The following is a 17386-nucleotide window of genomic DNA, read 5'->3' as shown; positions in this document are numbered from 1 at the left end:
TTCAGCTTCCTTTGCCGTTGCGCTGGTAACGATCGACCGCGCGATTGTGGTCTTCGAGCGTGCGCGAGAAGACGCTGGTGCCATCGCCGCGCGAGACGAAATAGAGATAGTCGGTCTTGGCCGGCCGCACCGCCGCCTGCAGGGAGTCGCGGCCCGGAATCGCGATGGGCGTGGGCGGAAGGCCGGCGCGCGTGTACGTATTCCACGGATGGTCGGTGTCCAGGTCGCGCCGGCGCAACCGCCCATCGAAGGCGGTCCCCAGGCCATAGATCACCGTGGGATCGGTCTGCAGCCGCATGCCGATGCGCAGGCGATTGGCAAACACCGATGCGATCAGGCCGCGATCCTCCGCCCGCCCCGTCTCTTTCTCGACGATGGATGCGAGCACGAGCAATTCGTAGGGCGACGCGAGCGGCAGCGCAGGATCACGGCTCTCCCAAGCTGCCGCCAGCCGTTGCTGCATGGCGACGTAGGCGCGGCGCAGCACGGCAAGCGCGCTCGACTGCTTGTCGAACAGATAGGTATCGGGAAAGAACAGGCCTTCGGCGCGCGACTCGCCGGCGCCGATGCGCCGCATGATCTCCTCCTCGGAGAGCCCGCGCGTGTCCGGCTGCAGATAGGGATGGTTTTCCAGCGCCTCGCGCACCTGGCGGAAATTCCAGCCCTCGACGAACAGCACTTCGCCCTGCGAGACATCGCCGGCGGAGAGCTTGAGCACCAGCTGCCACGGCGTGACACCGGCGTGAACCTCGTAGCTGCCGGCCTTGATCAAGGCCGCCTTGCCGCCTAGGCGCGCGATCCAGTAGAGCAGGTCGGGCTGGACGTCGACACCCGCGCGGGCGATGGCCGCGGCGGCCTGACGCATGGTGAATCCGCGTTGCACGGTGAAATCGACCACCGGCTGCTGCAGCGTCAAGGGACGCCCGGCGTACCAGGTGAGCGCGCCGATCGTCGACAGCAGGATCACGCCGAACAGAGCGGCAAGACGAATCAAGAGACGTTTCATGCGCAGGATGAAAGGCTGCCGCCCGGGCAGCGGTTTGAATGAGCAGCGCGACACCCTCATCAAGGGCATGCTTCCTGCTTTTACAGCAGGCGCGACATGGGTGAAGCCGTTTCCCGTCGTTCGCGGGGCCCTATAATACTTCATTGCTCCAGTGCCGCCGCGGACGCCGGCGGGCGCTGTGCGTCCCGCGTGTCGCCGCCCCTTCCCTCAACCTTTGTGCAGAATCCGACATGACCGCCTGGACCGATCACCTCGCGCTGGAAGGCGCCAAGCTCGACACCCTGTCCGTGAGTTTTGCGGACGCCCGATCCGATGCCGCCGCGCTTGAGCGGGGTACCGTCGTCGTTCCGCTGTTGCACCTGGGGCTGATCCGCAGCGTCGGCCCCGACTCGACGACCTTCCTGCACAACCTTTTCTCCAACGACGTCGCCAAGCTGCCCGCCGACGGCGCGCAGTGGAGCAGCTTCAACAGCCCGAAGGGCCGCATGCTGGCCAGCCTGCTCCTGTGGCCGGAGGCCGAAGGCCATGCACTCGTCATGGCTGCGGACATTCTGCCGGCGATGCTGAAGAAGCTGTCGATGTATGTGCTGCGCAGCAAGGTCAAGCTGAACGACGCCGGTGAAACCACGGTGCTGATCGGCGTGGCCGGCGGCGACGCGGCCGCCGTGCTCCAGGGTGCCGGGTTGCCGGTGCCGGCGGCGCCCATGCAGCAGGCGTCCGCCGCGGCAGGCCGTGTCGTGCGCGTGGGCGAACAGGCCTTTGTCCTTGCGATCGACAGCGCGGCAGCGAGCAGCGTGTTTACCGCCCTTGTCGCGGCCGGCGCCCACAAGGCCGGCACCGCCGCCTGGCAACTGGCGATGATCCGCGCGGGCGTGCCGCTGATCACCGCGCCGACCCAGGAAGAATTCGTCGCCCAGATGCTGAATTACGACCTCATCGGCGGCGTCAATTTCAAGAAGGGCTGCTACCCCGGGCAGGAGATCGTGGCCCGCACGCAGTACCTCGGCACCGTCAAGAAGCGCCTCTATCGCGTGGCGCTCGATGCCGACAGCGTGCCCACGCCTGGCAGCGACCTGTATGCGCCCGACTTCGGCGAGCAGTCCGCCGGCAAGGTGGTCAACGTGGCGCCGTCGCCCGAAGGCGGCTACGAGGCCCTGGCGGTACTGCAGAACACCAGCGTCGAAGGCGGCCAGCTGCGCTACGGAAGCCCGGCGGGAGCGCCGGTGCGCGTCCTCGACCTGCCCTACCCGCTGCCCTGATCCAGGAGACGCCATGAGCGATGGCACCGCCAGCCTGTCCACGACCGTCCAGTACTTCATCTACTACCGGGTGCGCGAAGAACTGGACGCCGAGGTTGCCCAGGCGGCGGTGCGCGCCATGCAGGCGGAACTGGAACGCACCCATGGCGTGCGCGGCCGCCTGCTGACGCGGTTGAACGAGCCGGCGACCTGGATGGAGGTCTATGCCGACGTGGCCGACCCCACCCGGTTCGAAGCCGCGCTCGGCGCCGCCGTAAACGCGGCGGCGCTCGACAGTCACCTCGCCGAGGGCACCGTGCGCCATATCGAACGCTTCATCGAATGTGCCTGATCCTGTTCGGCTGGCAGGCGCGGGCGGATTTTCCGCTGGTCGTCGCTGCCAATCGCGACGAATTCCACGACCGCCCGGCGGCCGCGGCCCACTGGTGGGCGGATCGCCCCGGCCTGCTGGCGGGGCGCGACCTGGAAGCCGGCGGCACCTGGATGGGCGTTTCGCGCCGCGGACGCTTCGCCGCCCTCACCAATTACCGCGACCCGGCGCGTCGGCGCCCCGGCGCGCCCTCGCGCGGCATGCTGGTACGCGATGCGCTGGAAAGCGATCGTCCGGCGCTGGATGTGCTGCACGAAATCGGCGCCCGCAGCGCCGACTACGTCCCCTTCAACCTGCTTGTGGGTGACGGGAACACCCTGGGCATCCTAGAAAGCACGACCGGCGCGGTGCAGGAACTCCCACCGGGCATCTACGGGCTCTCCAACCACTTGCTCGATTCGGACTGGCCCAAGGTAAAGCGCGCGCGCGCGGCATTTGGCGCAGCGCTGGCCACCCTGCCGGACGAGGGCGCCTTTCTCGCCTTACTGCGGGACACGACCGTTGCCGACGATGCCGACCTGCCGGCAACCGGTGTCGGGCTGGAGTGGGAGCGCTGGCTGTCGCCAGCCTTCGTGCAGGCACCCGGCTACGGCACCCGTTGCTCCACGCTGCTGACAGTGGATGCCAGCGGCGAGCATTGCCTTACCGAGTGGAGCTGGAATGCCGCCGGCGAATCCGGCGCCAGCGTCACCCACCGCTTTCGCCCCTCAGTCTGCTAGCGCGACGCCCTTTATCCGAGCGAACGACGCATCGCCCGATGCGGAATCCCGGCGTCCATGAAGCGTTCACCAAAGCCCGCGAAGCCGTGCCGCTCGTAGAACGGCATCGCCGTGATCTGCGCGTTGAGGACGACTTCGGCAAACCCGCGTTCGCGCGCCGCCGCGACCAGCGCCTCGAGCACCGCGCCACCGACGCCACGCCCGCGCCAGGCCTGTGCCACCGCCATCCGTCCGATGTGCCCATCCGGCAGCAGGCGACCGGTGGCGATGACCTCCCCCTGCTCAGTCCTTACCAGCGCGTGCACGCAAACCGGGTCGAAAGCATCGCGCTCCAGCTCCAGCGGAACGCCCTGCTCGACCACGAAAACCGCTTCCCGAAGCGGCATCACCGCGGCCTCCGCCGCCGGCCACTCGAGCAAGGCCACGCACACCGCTGCCGTCATTCGCAGATCTCCACCGGCGTACCCGGCCGCACCAGATCGAACAGCTCCACCACCTCGCGATTACGCATGCGGATGCAGCCATGCGAGCGCGGCGTGCCCATCGGCTGATCGTCACCGGTGCCGTGGATATAGACATAGCGGCGCATCGTATCCACTTCGCCCAGCCGGTTGCGCCCCGGCTCCTCGCCGCACAGCCACAGGATGCGCGACAGGATCCAGTCGCGCCCGGGCGCGGCGGCCGCAAGCGCTGGCGTCCATATCTCGCCGGTGGGGCGCCGGCCCCGGAACACGGTTCCGATCGGCATTGCGCGGCCGATTGCCGCGCGGATGCGATGCCGCCCGCGCGGCGTGCACCCGCTGCCTTCGCGTTCGCCGGGGCCGTTGGCGGCGGTCGACACCGCGTAGCGGCGGATGCAGGCGCCGTCGTCGCCAAACAGCGCCAGGGTCTGGCTGCCAAGGTCGATCCGGATCCGCATCTCAGGCCACCGAGGTCCGCCGCCGGCGCGCGGCAAAGAAACTGGACAGGAGCCCGCCACACTCCTCCGCAAGCAGGCCGCCCTCGATACTGGCGTGGTGATTCAGCCGCCCCTCGGCGTAGAGGTCGATCACGCTCCCCGCGACGCCCGTCTTCGGGTCGCGCGCGCCGTAGACAACCCGGGCGATGCGGGCGTGCATGATGGCGCCCGAGCACATGACGCAGGGCTCCAGCGTCACGTAGAGTTCGCAGCCGGGCAGCCGGTAGTTTCCGAGCCGGGCGGCCGCGTCGCGCAAGGCCATCACCTCGGCGTGGGCGGTCGGGTCGTGGCGGCCGATGGGCTGATTGAAGCCGCGGCCGACGATCTCGCCCTCGCATACCACCACCGCGCCGACCGGCACCTCGTCACAGGCGCCGGCGAGATGGGCTTGTTCAAGCGCCGCACGCATGAACATTTCGTCCTTCATTCGGGCATTGCTCCTTTGCTGAGGACAGAAGTGTAAAGGAGCTGATCACTTTTCCGTTCGACACTTGCCATTAGCTATTACCTAAGTACTATAGAAGAGATCATGCCGCCGCTGTCCGGACACCCCTCTTCGTCACCGCGTACCGCCCGCATTCCCGTGCTCCGTCTGGTCGCACTGTACTGTGCGGCGGCGGTCGCATGGAGTCTGGCAATCACCCTGCTGCCGGCGCTGCTGGGTCTGCCGCCGGAAGCGACGGATGCACTGCGCTTCTGGGGCCTGGTGGCGTTGACGGCCGCCGCACTGCCGCTGGCCGCGCGTACTACGCTGCTCGGGGGCGCGGCCCCGGAGGGCGAACCGGCGGAATCCCTGCAGCGCCGGCTTGCCGAGGTGGCAACCCGCTACAGCGTGCTGGTGGACAGTTCCCCAATGGGGATATTCCATTTCGACACCACGCTGCGCCTCACCCAGTTCAATACCCGTTTCGCCGAAATACTGAAGTCGCCGCCGGAGTCGCTGCAGGGGCTGACGCTCGATGCCCTGCGCGACCAGCGTGTGCTGCCCGCCATCCGCGCCGCCCTCGAAGGCCAGGCCGCCCAGTACGAAGGCGACTACGTCGCCACCCACTCGAGCCGCCAGATCCACGTCAGCCTGCGGACCGCCCCGCTGCGGGACGCGGCCGGCACGATCGTCGGCGGCATCGGCATCGTCGAGGACACCACCGCGCGGCACGAGGCCGAATCCATGCTGCGCGAAAGCGAGGCGCGCTACGCGCTGGCGATGCGCGGCACCAACGAAGGCCTGTGGGACTGGAACCCGGTCACGCACGGCCTCTTCCTCTCCAGTCGCCTGCTCACCGCGCTCGGCGTATCGAGCGAACACCTCAGCACCAACAGTGACGAGTGGCTGCGCCGCATCCATGAAGAGGACCGCCCGGCCTTCCAGCGCTGCCTGACCGCCCATCTGAAAGGCCAGACTCCGCATTTCGAATGCGAGTACCGCGTGCTCGACGCCGAAGGCAGCTACCGCTGGGTGCTGGCGCGTGGCCTCGCCCAGCGCGACTGGAAGGGACGCGCCTACCGCATGGTGGGGTCGATCGGGGACATCACCGAACGCAAACGCGCCGAAACCGCGCTGAAGAACATGAACCGCGAGCTGGAGTCGCGCGTCGAGGAACGCACTGCCCAGCTCGCCGCCGCGGTGAAGGAACTGGAAGCGTTCAGCTACTCGGTCTCCCACGACTTGCGCGCGCCGCTGCGGGTCATCGACGGCTACAGCGCACTGCTCGAAAGCGAATACGCCGAGCAGCTCGACAGCGACGCCCGCGGCTTGCTGGGACGGATGCGGCTGGCCGTGCAGCGGATGGGCGAGCTGATCGACGATCTCCTCGACCTCGCCCGCATGTCGCGCCAACCCTTGCAGCGTGGGCGGGTCGATCTCTCGGCGCTCGCGGCGAAGATCGTCGCGGAACTGCGGGAAAACGATCCCGAACGCACGGTGGAGGTCGACATCACGCCGGGCATCGTCGTGCAGGCGGACCCGGGGTTGCTGGAGATCGCGCTCCACAACCTGCTTTCGAACGCGTGGAAATTCACCTCCAGGGAGCCCGCCGCACGCATCAGCCTATATCCGGACCGCAGCCAACCCGGGGTGATCTGCGTCGAGGACAACGGCGCCGGCTTCGACATGCGCTACGCGAACAAGCTCTTCGGCGCGTTCCAGCGCCTGCATACCGACCGCGAATTTCCCGGCACCGGCGTCGGCCTGGCCACGGTGGCGCGTGTCGTCCAGCGGCACGGCGGCCACATCGAGGCCCATGGCGCACCCGGCAAAGGCGCCTGTTTCCGCTTCAGCCTCGCTCCGCGCGACACCGCCACCAACGACTGAACCGACGTCCCGCGGCCGGTCTAATCCTGCAATGCAGCAGCAGGAGCAGGATCGTGCGCCCTTACCGTCTCATCCCCCTGGCCCTCGCCGCGCTGGCGGCACTTGGGGCGTCCGCGAGTCAGGCCGAAGTCAGCGTCCGTTTCGTCGATCCGGAGCAGTTCACCGACATCGGTCCGCCGGGCAAGGATCGCCAGCACAACCTGCAGGCGCTGGAACGACATCTGCGCACCGAAGCGGAACGCTGCCTTCCCCCAGGCCACAACCTGGACGTCCAGGTGCTCGACGTCGATCTCGCGGGAAGGGAGGAGTGGTGGCACCACGCGAGCGCCGACCTCCGGGTGATGCGCGAGACCACCTGGCCCCGCATCAACCTGCGCTACGTCTGGCGCGACGAGACCGGCGCCACGCGCGGGCAGGCCTCCGAGCGCTTGACTGACATGACCTACCTTAACCGCGCCGCGATGATCCGGGGCCCGCGCAGCGAGTTGGGCTATGAGCGCGCGATGCTCGCGGATTGGGTGGAACATCGCCTGTGCCGGGCGACACCCTCCCGCTGAACGCCCACGTCGATTTTTTTTACACTTGGCTGTTTCAAATTTGTACCACCCCGTTCAGACGCGCTTCAATCACCTTGCAAGCCTTTGAATTTTCTATTTTTATTTTTTCAGAAACCCAAATTCCCCGCGCTGGCCCATCCTTTGCTTATGGCAATCCAAGCCCATCCACCTCCCATCTTGGGCACATAAGGAAAATCAGAGCCATGCGACCCTTCAAGCGTCTTGCAGCCGCCCTCTTCGGTGCCGCCGCCATTTTCTCCGCCCCCGCTCATGCCATCCCCATCACGGTCGATGGTGGCTGGGCAAGCTTCGGGTTCGGGCAGGCAGGCCAGACGTTCATCGAGGAGCCGTTCACCTTCACGCTGACGACCGCCGGCATCCTGAAGGTCACCGATGCCTTCCTGTCGGGCGACCGCTTCGAGATCTTCAACTTCGGCAGCAGCCTTGGCCTCACCCGCGCTCCGGGAAGCGTCGGCGACTCCATCGGCCCCGACTACGAGGCCGCTTTCAACGACGCGAACTGGAGCAGCGGTACTTTCCTGCTCTCCGCGGGTACCTATTCGATCACCGGTATTGTGGTTGACAGCCCGTTCTCGGGCGGCGGCGCCGCACTGCGGGTTGATACCGCCCAAGCTGTTCCCGAACCGGCGAGTCTCGCGCTGTTCGGCATCGGGCTGCTCGGACTGGGCGCCCTGCGCCGCAAGCGCGGCTAAGGTCCGAAGCAGTTCTTCTGCGCGTTTTCGGAAGCGGGCAAGTCGCACCTCGGCTTGCCCGCTTTTTGCTGGCCCCGCGGTAACGCGAGCCACCGGTTTCTCCCCCTCCGGCACTGTCACCACCGTCGTCTATAGTGCATAAGCGCCCACCGGCGCCCGATCCCCACCTCCCTGGAGCGGTCGATGAGCAGGTTGCGAATTCTGCATATCGAGGACGATCACGACGACGCCGACCTGATTCACCACGCCGCGACCCGCCTCGGCGTACCGCCAGACTGGACCATGGCCGAATCACGGCCCGCCTTTCTGGAAGCGCTGACCGGGCGCGATTTCGATCTGGTCCTGTCCGACAGCCGCGTACCCGGAATGGACGGCCAGGAAGCGATGCGGCTGGTGCGCGAACGCCACCCGGACCTGCCCTTCGTCTTCGTCAGTGGCACCGATGATCCCCTGTGGGTGGAGCAGTGTTTCCGCCAGGGGGCGTACGACCACGTATCCAAGGACCAGTTGTGGCGTCTCGTGCCCGTGTTGCAGGGTGTTGGCGCCGAAGCGGAACGCCGGCGCCTGGCGCGGCTGGCGCGGGCTCACGCGCTGCTGGTGGAAATCGTCAAGCAGTTGTCGCTCGCGCGCAGCCTCGATGCAGTGGTCGATATCGTCAAGAGCGGAGCGCGCCAGCTCAATGGCGCGGACGGGGCAACTTTCGTGCTGCGCGAAGGCGACCACTGTCACTACGTCGCCGAGGACGCGATCGGCCCGCTGTGGCAGGGACGGCGTTTTCCCCTGCGCGCCTGCATCAGCGGGTGGGCCATGCTGGAGGGCCGCGCGGCGGTGGTTCCCGATATCTACGCCGACGAGCGGATTCCCGCCGACGCCTACCGGCCGACCTTCGTGAAAAGTCTGGTCATGGTACCGATCCGCGCCGAAGCGCCGATCGGCGCCATCGGCAACTATTGGGCCCATCCGCACGAAGCCACGCCGGAAGAGGTGGAACTCATCCAGGCACTCGCCGATTCCACCTCGCTGGCGCTGGAGAATCTTTCCCTCTACCGCGACCTTGAACGTCGGGTGCGCGACCGCACCCGACGCCTGCAGGCTGCAAACGCCGAACTGGAAGCGTTCTCGTCGTCGGTTTCGCATGATCTGCGCGCGCCGCTGCGCACCATCCAGGGCTATGCCGACCTGCTGGCGACCCGCGTGGATCCGCCGCTCGAAGGCACCCCGCTGAGCTACGTCGAGCGGATGCGTTCGTCTGCCCGGCGCATGCAGGTACTGATCGAAGATCTGCTGAAGCTGTCGAAGGTGTCACGGACGGAATTGCAGACGCTGCCGGTGCCGCTTGGCCGCATCGCCGCGGACGTCATTGCCAGCCTCCGGAATGTTTCGCCGCCGCGGGAACATCTACGCATATCGATCGACGAAACGCTGCAGGCCGAAGGCGATCCCGGACTGCTGACGATCGCCCTCGAAAACCTGCTGTCGAACGCGTGGAAGTACACCGCCAATACGGAAAGTCCCACCATCGAGTTCTTCTCCGAGAAGTTCCCGGGCAGCGCCACCGTCTTCACCGTGCGCGACAACGGCGTCGGTTTCGACATGGCCCTTGCCGACGAACTCTTCCAGCCTTTCCACCGCCTCCACCCCGAAGCCGAATTCAGCGGCACCGGCATCGGCCTCACCATCGTCCAGCGCATCATCCACAAGCACGGCGGACACATCTGGGCGGAAGCGACACCCGGGGACGGGGCCGTCTTCCGCTTCACGCTGCCGGCCCCCGCATCCCGCTGCAGCACCGCGTTCGACTGACGCCGCCGCAGCCGGCTGACTACACGGCCGGCACGCCTGCCTCTGCGGACGACAGGTGGATGCCGAAGCCCGAAGCGCCTGGCGCGAGTTCTGGCTGTAGCGTTAGCTCCGGAATGCGGTAGTCGCCGCCGTTCTGGCGACGGAACGGAATCGGCGCAGTCGTCGCCAAGGTATCGAGTCGGCGGCCGAGCGCCTCGCAAACGCGTTCGAATGCCGCGTCATCGATCTTGCCGGTGCGATGGATCACATGCGGCGGCAGCACATCGAAACCGGGATAGAACAGCACGCCGTGCTGGATAGGGAACAGCAGATCGTCGATCGGCCCGTTGATGCCCCGCGGTCCGTAGTGCGATGCCCAGCCGCCGGTCGTCACCACCAGCATCGCCCGCTTTCCCGCCAGCGTGCCTTCGCCATAGCGTTGTCCCCAGCGGACGTCGGAATGCTCACCGACGCCATAGGCAAAACCGCAGGCGTACACACGGTCGACCCAGCCCTTGAGAATCGCGGGCATCGAGAACCACCACAGCGGAAATTGCAGGATGACGGCATCGGCCCAACGCAGCTTGTCCTGCTCGCCCGCGATATCGGCGCTCTGCGTGCCGCGTTCGAACGCCCGCCTTGAATCCTCGGACGCCTCGAAGCGCGCAGGGGCGGCACCCGCCGTGTTGTCGCTCGCATCCAGTGCCGGCTTCCATCGCATGGCATAGAGGTCCGAGACCTGGACTGAGTGACCGCCCTGCTGGAGGCGGTGAACAGAAAAATCCTTCAGTGAACCGTTCAGGGATTGCGGTTCAGGGTGGGCATAGACGATCAGAACATTCATGGCGGAGGCTCCGTAATAGACCGCCGCAGGATAGGGTTGCGTGAGATATAGTTGAAATGAATTTCCGGAATCTCTGGTATTGCCTTGGATAATTCCTTGCGACGTCTCGACCTCAATCTGCTGGTAACGCTGGACGCATTGCTGACCGAACTGAACGTCACGCGTGCAGCCGAGCGCCTGCATCTGTCACAACCGACGGTCAGCGTCCAGCTTGCCAAGCTGCGTGAGATGTTCGGAGATCCGCTGTTGCTGCCGGGCCCGCGCGGCGTGCGCCCAACCGCCCGCGCCGACGCGCTGCGCGAGCCGCTGCAAGACGCACTCAAAGCACTCGAGCGGGCTGTGGCGCCCGCTTCCCCATTCGATCCGGGTCTGGCACGCCAGAACTGGCGCGTGGCTGCCACCGACTATGGCGCATCGACAATCCTCCTGCCGGCGCTGACTACGCTGCGGGCCGCAGCCCCCAACACCCGCCTGGCTGTTGTGGAACTGCAACCCGCCACCCTGGTGCAACGGTCGGAACGCGGCGACATCGATCTCGCGTTCCACATCAGCTCGGAAGCCCCTCCCGGCCTGCACCAGCGGCTGTTGTTCGCCGAGCATTACGTGCTCGCGGGCCGAGTCGGACACCCGCGCTTGACTGTTCGCCCCACCCTTGCCGAATTCTGCGAACTCGAACACGTGATCGTGTCGCCCAACGGCGGTGGATTTCACGGCGTCACCGACACTGCCCTTGCTGCACTCGGAATGACACGAAAGGTCGCGCTCTCGGTGCCGCACTTCCTCTTCCTCAGCGCCACCCTCGCCCGCACCGACCTGGTGGCGATGGTCCCGTCGCGGCTGGTCCGCGACAACACCGCGTTACAGGTCGTGGATACGCCACTGGAACTGCCCGGCTTCGAGATGGTGATGCTGTGGCACGAACGCGTCCACCGCGACCCGGCGCACCAGTGGTTGCGGGAGCAGATTGCCGGCGCCGTCTGAAATCAGCCGGCCCCGTCTGCCACACGGCGAGCGCGTGAGCACCAACAAAAAAGCCTGACGTTTTCAGGCGTCAGGCTTTATCGGTCACTCCCACTCGATCGTCGCTGGCGGTTTGCCCGAGATGTCGTACACCACCCGGTTGATGCCGCGGACTTCGTTGATGATGCGGTTACTCACCTTGCCCAGCAGGCTGTGGGGCAGCTCCGCCCAGTGCGCCGTCATGAAGTCCTGGGTCTGCACGGCGCGCAGCGCCACCACGTATTCGTAGGTGCGGCCGTCGCCCATCACGCCCACGCTCTTTACCGGCAGGAAGACCGCAAAAGCCTGACTGGTCTTGTCGTACCAGTCCGCGGCGCGCAGTTCGTCAATGAAGATCGCATCGGCGCGACGCAGCAGGTCGGCGAATTCCTTCTTGACCTCGCCGAGGATGCGCACGCCCAGGCCGGGGCCGGGGAAGGGATGGCGATAGACCATGTCGTGCGGCAGACCGAGGGCGACGCCGAGTTCGCGCACTTCGTCCTTGAAGAGGTCGCGCAGCGGCTCCAGCAGCTTGAGGTTGAGCGTTTCGGGGAGGCCGCCGACGTTGTGGTGGCTCTTGATCGCGTGCGCCTTGCCGGTCTTGGCGCCAGCGGACTCGATCACGTCCGGGTAGATCGTGCCCTGCGCCAGCCAGCGCGCCTTGGGCAGCTTGGCCGCTTCGGCCTGGAACACCTCGACGAATTCGCGGCCGATGATCTTGCGTTTCTGCTCGGGGTCCGAAACGCCCTTCAGATGGCCCATGAACTGCTCGGTGGCATCGACGTGGATGACCTTGACGCCGAGCGAGCGGTTGAAGGTCTCCATCACCTGCGCGCCTTCGTTGAGGCGCAGCAAGCCGTTGTCGACGAACACGCAGGTGAGCTGGTCGCCAATGGCACGGTGGATCAGCGCCGCCGCCACCGAGGAGTCGACCCCGCCCGACAGGCCGAGGATGACTTCCTCATCGCCGACCTGGGCGCGGATCTTCTCGACCGCTTCCGAGATGTAGTCCGGCATGTTCCAGTCATTGCCGCAGCCGCAGATCTCGTGCACGAAGCGGGCGAGCATTTCCTTGCCCTTGATCGTGTGAGTGACTTCCGGGTGGAACTGCACGCCGTAGAAGCCGCGCTCCTCGTCCGCCATCGCCGCCACCGGGCAGGATTCGTTGCTGCCGATCACCTTGAAGCCTGCGGGCAGCTCAGTGACCTTGTCGCCGTGGCTCATCCACACGTCGAGCAGGCCGTAGCCTTCGGCGTTGGTCCGGTCCTCGATGCCCTGGAACAGCTTGGAATGGCCGCGGGCGCGCAGTTCTGCGTAGCCAAACTCGCGCTTGGCGGAGCTTTCGACCTTGCCGCCGAGTTGCTCGGCCATGGTCTGCATGCCGTAGCAGATACCGAGCACCGGCACGCCGAGTTCGAAGACCACCTGCGGCGCACGCCAGTCCACCGCCTCGTACACCGAATTCGGACCGCCGGAAAGGATGATGCCCTGCGGCTTGAAGTCCCGGATGAAGGCTTCGGACACGTCGTAGGGGTGCAGTTCGCAATACACGTGTTGTTCGCGCACGCGCCGTGCAATCAGCTGCGAAACCTGGGAGCCGAAATCGAGAATGAGGATTTTCTGGTGGGACATGTCCGTCTCAACAAACAGGAAAGGCGGCGTCGGTACAACCCGACGACCGCCTGTAGGTGACGCTACGACGATGCAGCGTTAATCGACGTGATAGTTGGGCGCTTCCTTGGTGATCTGAACGTCATGCACGTGGGATTCGCGCACACCCGCCGAGGTGATCTCGACGAACTGGGCGCGTTCGTGCATGGCGCCGATGCTCTCGCAGCCAAGATAGCCCATGGAGGCGCGGACGCCACCGATCAGTTGGTGGATCACGGCGGTGACGGCGCCCTTGTAAGGCACGCGCCCTTCGATACCTTCGGGTACCAGTTTGTCCACATTGGCCGAACTGTCCTGGAAATAGCGGTCGGCTGCGCCCTGCTGCATCGCACCGAGCGAGCCCATGCCGCGGTAGGACTTGTAGGAACGGCCCTGATACAACACGGTTTCGCCCGGCGATTCCTCGGTACCCGCGAACAGGCCGCCCAGCATCACCGCGTTGGCACCGGCGGCAAGCGCCTTGGCGATATCGCCGGAGAAGCGGATGCCGCCGTCCGCGATCAGCGGAACGCCGGTGCCGGCCAGCGCCGTTGCGACGTTGTCGACCGCGGTGATCTGCGGAACGCCCACGCCGGCGATGATGCGCGTGGTGCAGATCGAGCCGGGGCCGATACCCACCTTCACCGCATCAGCGCCCGAATCGGCCAGCGCACGCGCCGCGTCGCCGGTGGCGATGTTGCCGCCGATCACCTCGACGTTGGGGAAGTTCTTCTTGACCCAGTTCACGCGGTCGAGCACGCCCTGCGAATGGCCGTGCGCGGTATCCACCACCAGCACATCCACGCCGGCGTCGGCGAGCAGTTCCGCGCGCTCTTCGGTGCCGGCCCCGACACCGATCGCCGCGCCGACGCGCAGACGGCCGAGCTCGTCCTTCGCCGCGAGCGGGTGCTCGGTGGACTTCATCATGTCCTTCACGGTGATGAGGCCGCGCAGTTCACCCTCGTCGTTGAGCACCAGCACGCGCTCGAGGCGATGCTTGTGCATCAGCGCCCGCGCATCTTCGAGGCTGCCACCTTCTTTAACGGTCACCAAGCGCGACTGCGGCGTCATGATGGCCGACACGGGCTGATCGAGATTGGTTTCGAAACGAAGGTCGCGATTGGTGACGATGCCGACGACCTTCTTGCCTTCGAGCACGGGCAGGCCGGAGAAGCGGTGCTGGCGCGTGAGCGCCACGACTTCACGCACGCTCATCGTCGGCGGAATCGTGATCGGGTCCTTCAGCACGCCGGATTCGAAGCGCTTGACCTTGCTGACTTCGGCCGCCTGCTGCTTCGGAGTGAGGTTCTTGTGGACGATGCCCAGTCCGCCTTCCTGAGCGAGTGCGATCGCGAGGCGGGCCTCGGTGACGGTATCCATCGCGGCGGAAACCAGCGGGATGTTGATGCGGATGCGGCGCGTGAGCTGGGTCTGCAGGCTCACATCGCGCGGTAGGACCGTCGAGTGGGCGGGAACGAGAAGGACGTCATCGAACGTCAGCGCCTTCTGGATCACTCGCATGGCTTCTATCCTTTCAACCAAATCCGTATTATACAGACCGCCTCCCTCGGTGGTAAGTCACCCCTGATATATCCTGCGCCAAGCCGTGGCGCGAACCGTCCAGGAGCCCGCTCCGCATGCCCCGTGCCCTCGTTCTCAGCGCGCTTGTCGTGGCGCTCTCGTCCGCCCTCCCCGTCCTCGGCGAGATCTACAGCTGGCGCGACAAGGACGGCAAGGTCCACTATTCCGACCAGGCGCCGCCGAGCGGCGACGTGAAGGTGTTGCGCGGCGGCGTCCAGCGGCCCCGTAGCGCAGCGCCGACGCCAGCGGAGGAAGACGGAGCGTCCGCCGCCGCAAACGGCGCCACGCAGTCCGGTGCCAATGGCGAAGCCAAGCCCGCTGCGGAGGCGAAGTCGGCTGAAAACCGCCCCAAGACCGCCGCCGAGCAGGAACAGGCTTTCCGCCAGCGCCGTGCCGAAGCGGCCGAGGCGCAGGCCAAGGCTGAAAAGGAGAACGCGGTCAAGGCGGACCGCGAGCGCCTGTGCCAGGAAGCGCGCAACCAGTTGGCGGCGCTACAGTCCGGCCAGCGCATGGTGCGCTATGGCAAGGACGGTGAGCGCGTGGTGCTCGACGACGCAATGCGCGCGGAGGAAGCCGCACGCACGCAACGCCACGTGGACGAAGCCTGCCGCTGACGCCGCCGGGCGCTGGCCTTACCCGCCCTCGCCGCCGCCCTTCTTCATCGCCTTGCCTTCATCGGCCCGTTTTTTACGGACGGCCTTGGGGTCGGCAATCAAGGGCCGGTAGATCTCCACCCGGTCGCGGTCGCGCAGCGCGGCATCCGCTTTGATCGGGCGCGAGAAGATGCCCAGCTTGTTGCGTCCATCGATCTCCAGCTCGGGATACTTTTCGAGCAGGCCGGAAGCGGCAACGGCATCACCTGCACTCGCCCCTGCGGGAAGTTGCAGCCGGACCAGTTCTGCATTGTGGGGCTGTGCATAGACAACCTCGACGTGAATCAGGTCGGGGGTATTCATGGGCGTGGATAAACCTGCGCTGCGCGCTTCACGAAGGAATCGACGAAGGTGTTGGCAATGTGGCTGAACACCGGCCCCAACGCTTTCTCCAGCAGCCTGCTGGAGAACTCGTAGTGCAGGCTGAACTCGATCTTGCAGGCGGTTTCGCCCAGCGGCGTGAAACGCCAGCTGCCATGCAGATGGGTAAACGGCCCTTCCTTCAGGCGGATGTCCATCTCGGTGGGCCGGCGTTTGGCATTGACCGTGCTGAAGTGGGCCTTGATGCCGTGGTAGTTGATGTGCAGCGTAGCCGCGGTGACGCTCTCGGTGCGCTCATGCACGTCTGCACCGCCACACCAGGGCAGGAACAACGGGTAGTCCTCGCACCGATCCACCAGGTCGAACATCTGCGCCGGGGTGAATTCGATCAGGACCAGTTTCTTGACATCGGCCATATGACAGGAACGGAACGCGCTGCCGAACTGATAACATGCGCGATTCTACCGCATGCCCGGCACCCGTCCGCCGCGCCGAACCAATACACGCCGAGGACACCCAGGTTCTTCCATGAGCATCATCGATAATCGCAAGGCTTATCACGACTATTTCATCGAGGAAAAGTACGAGGCCGGCCTCGTCCTCGAAGGATGGGAGGTGAAGGCGATCCGCGCCGGCCGCGCCAATATCAAGGAGGCCTACATCATCGTGCGCGGTGAGGAAATCTTCATCCTCGGCATGCACATCACTCCGCTCGCCAGCGCCTCCACCCACATTCGCACCGACCCCACCCGCACCCGCAAGCTGCTACTTCATGGCGCCGAGATCGCGCGCCTCATCGGCAAGGTCGAACGCGCAGGATTCACCTTGGTGCCGCTGGACCTCCACTATGCCAAGGGCCGCGTGAAGGCCGAGATCGGGCTGGCGAAAGGCAAGAAGCAGTACGACAAGCGCGAAGACGAGAAAAAGCGCGACTGGGAGCGCGAGAAGCAGCGCCTGATGCGGGTGAAAGCGTAGGTCGCCGCCGCGAGGCCGATACGTCTCCTGACACTCCGGGCAGTGTGGATTTCATCTCCGCGGCATAAGCTGCAAGTCCGAGTCTTGCTCCCCACACGCCATGTTCGCGCACACTGTCCTCGTCCTCGGGCTGCTGCTTTTCCTCGGCCCCCATTCCCTCCGCATCTTTGCCGATGACTGGCGGCACCGGCGCGTCGCCGCGCTTGGGGAAAAACGCTGGAAAGGCATCTACGCCGCGGTCGCCGCGGTCGGCCTGGTGCTCGTCGTGTGGGGTTACGGGCTCACTCGCGACGTGCCAGTAGCGATCTGGAGCGCGCCGGTCTGGACCCGCCATCTGGCCGCCGTCCTGACGCTGCCCGCCTTTGTGCTGCTGGTGGCGGCCTACCTGCCCGGCTCGCATATCAAGGCCACCCTCCGTCACCCGATGCTGGCCGGCACGGCGCTGTGGGCCTTTGCCCACCTGCTCGCCAACGGCACGTTGGCCGATCTGCTGCTGTTCGGCGGCTTTCTGGCGTGGTCCGCGACCGACTTTGTCTCCGCCCGCCGGCGTGAGCCCGCGAGCGGCATCACGCGGCCGGCCCTGAAAGTGGATGCGACCGCAGTGTTGCTCGGCATCGTCGCCTGGGCGATTTTCGCGCGCTTCCTGCACGGCCCCCTGATCGGCGTGCCGCCCTTCGTCTGAAGCGGT

At 66.1% G+C, this 17386-nt stretch carries 20 protein-coding genes; 11 read left to right on the top strand and 9 right to left on the bottom strand.

The genetic code is table 11. From position 1 onward, the window contains the following. Window position 1: 1 nt before the first annotated feature. Window positions 2-1006, bottom strand: a complete 1005-nt coding sequence (gene mltG, locus dqs_RS08445) for an endolytic transglycosylase MltG (RefSeq protein ID WP_065341676.1) — start codon at window positions 1004-1006, stop codon at window positions 2-4. A gap of 230 nt (window positions 1007-1236) precedes the next feature. Here mltG and ygfZ point away from each other — a divergent pair, with 230 nt between their 5' ends. From ygfZ to dqs_RS08430, 3 genes are read left to right on the top strand one after another with little or no spacing between them, the layout of a single operon-like run. After that, window positions 1237-2265 carry a CAF17-like 4Fe-4S cluster assembly/insertion protein YgfZ gene (gene ygfZ, locus dqs_RS08440; RefSeq protein ID WP_065340188.1) on the top strand — a complete coding sequence of 343 codons (1029 nt, stop codon included), beginning with the start codon at window positions 1237-1239 and terminating at the stop codon, window positions 2263-2265. Between the two features lie 13 nt (window positions 2266-2278). Beyond that, entirely contained in the window at window positions 2279-2596 is a 318-nt protein-coding gene (locus dqs_RS08435; RefSeq protein ID WP_084018324.1) for a DUF4936 family protein, read from the top strand. Next, entirely contained in the window at window positions 2587-3354 is a 768-nt protein-coding gene (locus dqs_RS08430) for an NRDE family protein (protein ID WP_065340187.1), read from the top strand. The genes dqs_RS08435 and dqs_RS08430 overlap by 10 nt, the downstream gene beginning before the upstream one ends. An 11-nt stretch (window positions 3355-3365) precedes the next feature. Here the strand turns inward: dqs_RS08430 and dqs_RS08425 are convergent, their stop codons facing one another. The 3 genes from dqs_RS08425 to tadA are packed head-to-tail and all read right to left on the bottom strand — an operon-like array spanning window position 3366 to window position 4739. Then, window positions 3366-3797, bottom strand: coding sequence for a GNAT family N-acetyltransferase (locus dqs_RS08425; RefSeq protein WP_065340186.1), 432 nt, complete (start codon window positions 3795-3797; stop codon window positions 3366-3368). Then, the gene (locus dqs_RS08420; protein WP_065340185.1) at window positions 3794-4273 is read right to left on the bottom strand and encodes a L,D-transpeptidase; all 480 of its coding nucleotides are present in this window, start codon (window positions 4271-4273) and stop codon (window positions 3794-3796) included. Before dqs_RS08420 ends, dqs_RS08425 begins: the two co-directional genes overlap by 4 nt. A 1-nt stretch (window position 4274) precedes the next feature. Beyond that, window positions 4275-4739: a tRNA adenosine(34) deaminase TadA gene (tadA, locus tag dqs_RS08415; RefSeq protein ID WP_011765321.1), complete on the bottom strand. Its 465-nt coding sequence runs from the start codon at window positions 4737-4739 to the stop codon at window positions 4275-4277. Window positions 4740-4841: 102 nt separating this feature from the next. Between tadA and dqs_RS08410 the strand changes: the two genes are divergently transcribed. The 4 genes from dqs_RS08410 (at window position 4842) to dqs_RS08395 (ending at window position 9696) form a co-directional block, all read left to right on the top strand. Continuing rightward, a complete protein-coding gene (locus dqs_RS08410; protein ID WP_011765320.1) occupies window positions 4842-6623 on the top strand; it encodes a sensor histidine kinase in 1782 nt (593 codons plus the stop codon). A 53-nt stretch (window positions 6624-6676) separates the two neighbouring features. Next, window positions 6677-7180 carry a DUF3016 domain-containing protein gene (locus tag dqs_RS08405; protein WP_065340184.1) on the top strand — a complete coding sequence of 168 codons (504 nt, stop codon included), beginning with the start codon at window positions 6677-6679 and terminating at the stop codon, window positions 7178-7180. A 203-nt stretch (window positions 7181-7383) separates the two neighbouring features. Further along, complete coding sequence (locus dqs_RS08400; RefSeq protein WP_065340183.1) at window positions 7384-7893, top strand: PEP-CTERM sorting domain-containing protein; 510 nt, start codon at window positions 7384-7386, stop codon at window positions 7891-7893. A 183-nt stretch (window positions 7894-8076) separates the two neighbouring features. Beyond that, window positions 8077-9696 carry a sensor histidine kinase gene (locus dqs_RS08395; protein ID WP_065340182.1) on the top strand — a complete coding sequence of 540 codons (1620 nt, stop codon included), beginning with the start codon at window positions 8077-8079 and terminating at the stop codon, window positions 9694-9696. Window positions 9697-9715: 19 nt separating this feature from the next. Here dqs_RS08395 and dqs_RS08390 read toward each other — a convergent pair whose 3' ends face one another. Further along, on the bottom strand, window positions 9716-10519 hold the full coding sequence (locus tag dqs_RS08390) for an NAD(P)H-dependent oxidoreductase (RefSeq protein ID WP_065340181.1): 804 nt from the start codon (window positions 10517-10519) through the stop codon (window positions 9716-9718). A gap of 96 nt (window positions 10520-10615) precedes the next feature. Between dqs_RS08390 and dqs_RS08385 the strand changes: the two genes are divergently transcribed. Next, entirely contained in the window at window positions 10616-11500 is an 885-nt protein-coding gene (locus tag dqs_RS08385) for a LysR family transcriptional regulator (RefSeq protein WP_221405628.1), read from the top strand. 84 nt (window positions 11501-11584) lie between these two features. Here the strand turns inward: dqs_RS08385 and guaA are convergent, their stop codons facing one another. Continuing rightward, entirely contained in the window at window positions 11585-13150 is a 1566-nt protein-coding gene (gene guaA, locus dqs_RS08380) for a glutamine-hydrolyzing GMP synthase (protein WP_065340179.1), read from the bottom strand. A 78-nt stretch (window positions 13151-13228) separates the two neighbouring features. Further along, on the bottom strand, window positions 13229-14689 hold the full coding sequence (gene guaB / locus dqs_RS08375; RefSeq protein ID WP_011765313.1) for an IMP dehydrogenase: 1461 nt from the start codon (window positions 14687-14689) through the stop codon (window positions 13229-13231). A 116-nt stretch (window positions 14690-14805) separates the two neighbouring features. Between guaB and dqs_RS08370 the strand changes: the two genes are divergently transcribed. Beyond that, window positions 14806-15363, top strand: coding sequence for a DUF4124 domain-containing protein (locus dqs_RS08370; RefSeq protein ID WP_065340178.1), 558 nt, complete (start codon window positions 14806-14808; stop codon window positions 15361-15363). Window positions 15364-15381: 18 nt separating this feature from the next. Here the strand turns inward: dqs_RS08370 and dqs_RS08365 are convergent, their stop codons facing one another. Together dqs_RS08365 and dqs_RS08360 are read right to left on the bottom strand one after the other, a co-directional pair. After that, entirely contained in the window at window positions 15382-15705 is a 324-nt protein-coding gene (locus dqs_RS08365) for an RnfH family protein (RefSeq protein WP_011765311.1), read from the bottom strand. Next, window positions 15702-16139: a type II toxin-antitoxin system RatA family toxin gene (locus dqs_RS08360; protein ID WP_011765310.1), complete on the bottom strand. Its 438-nt coding sequence runs from the start codon at window positions 16137-16139 to the stop codon at window positions 15702-15704. The genes dqs_RS08365 and dqs_RS08360 overlap by 4 nt, the downstream gene beginning before the upstream one ends. A 112-nt stretch (window positions 16140-16251) precedes the next feature. On the opposite strand from dqs_RS08360, the gene smpB reads away from it, so the two are divergent. Together smpB and dqs_RS08350 are read left to right on the top strand one after the other, a co-directional pair. Continuing rightward, window positions 16252-16698: an SsrA-binding protein SmpB gene (gene smpB / locus dqs_RS08355; RefSeq protein ID WP_011765309.1), complete on the top strand. Its 447-nt coding sequence runs from the start codon at window positions 16252-16254 to the stop codon at window positions 16696-16698. A 100-nt stretch (window positions 16699-16798) separates the two neighbouring features. After that, a complete protein-coding gene (locus tag dqs_RS08350) occupies window positions 16799-17380 on the top strand; it encodes an NnrU family protein (protein ID WP_065340177.1) in 582 nt (193 codons plus the stop codon). Window positions 17381-17386: the final 6 nt, after the last annotated feature.

The sequence above is a fragment of the Azoarcus olearius genome (genome assembly GCF_001682385.1).
In the GTDB taxonomy this organism is placed as follows: domain Bacteria; phylum Pseudomonadota; class Gammaproteobacteria; order Burkholderiales; family Rhodocyclaceae; genus Azoarcus; species Azoarcus olearius.
This window is presented reverse-complemented; position numbering and strand designations above follow the sequence as displayed.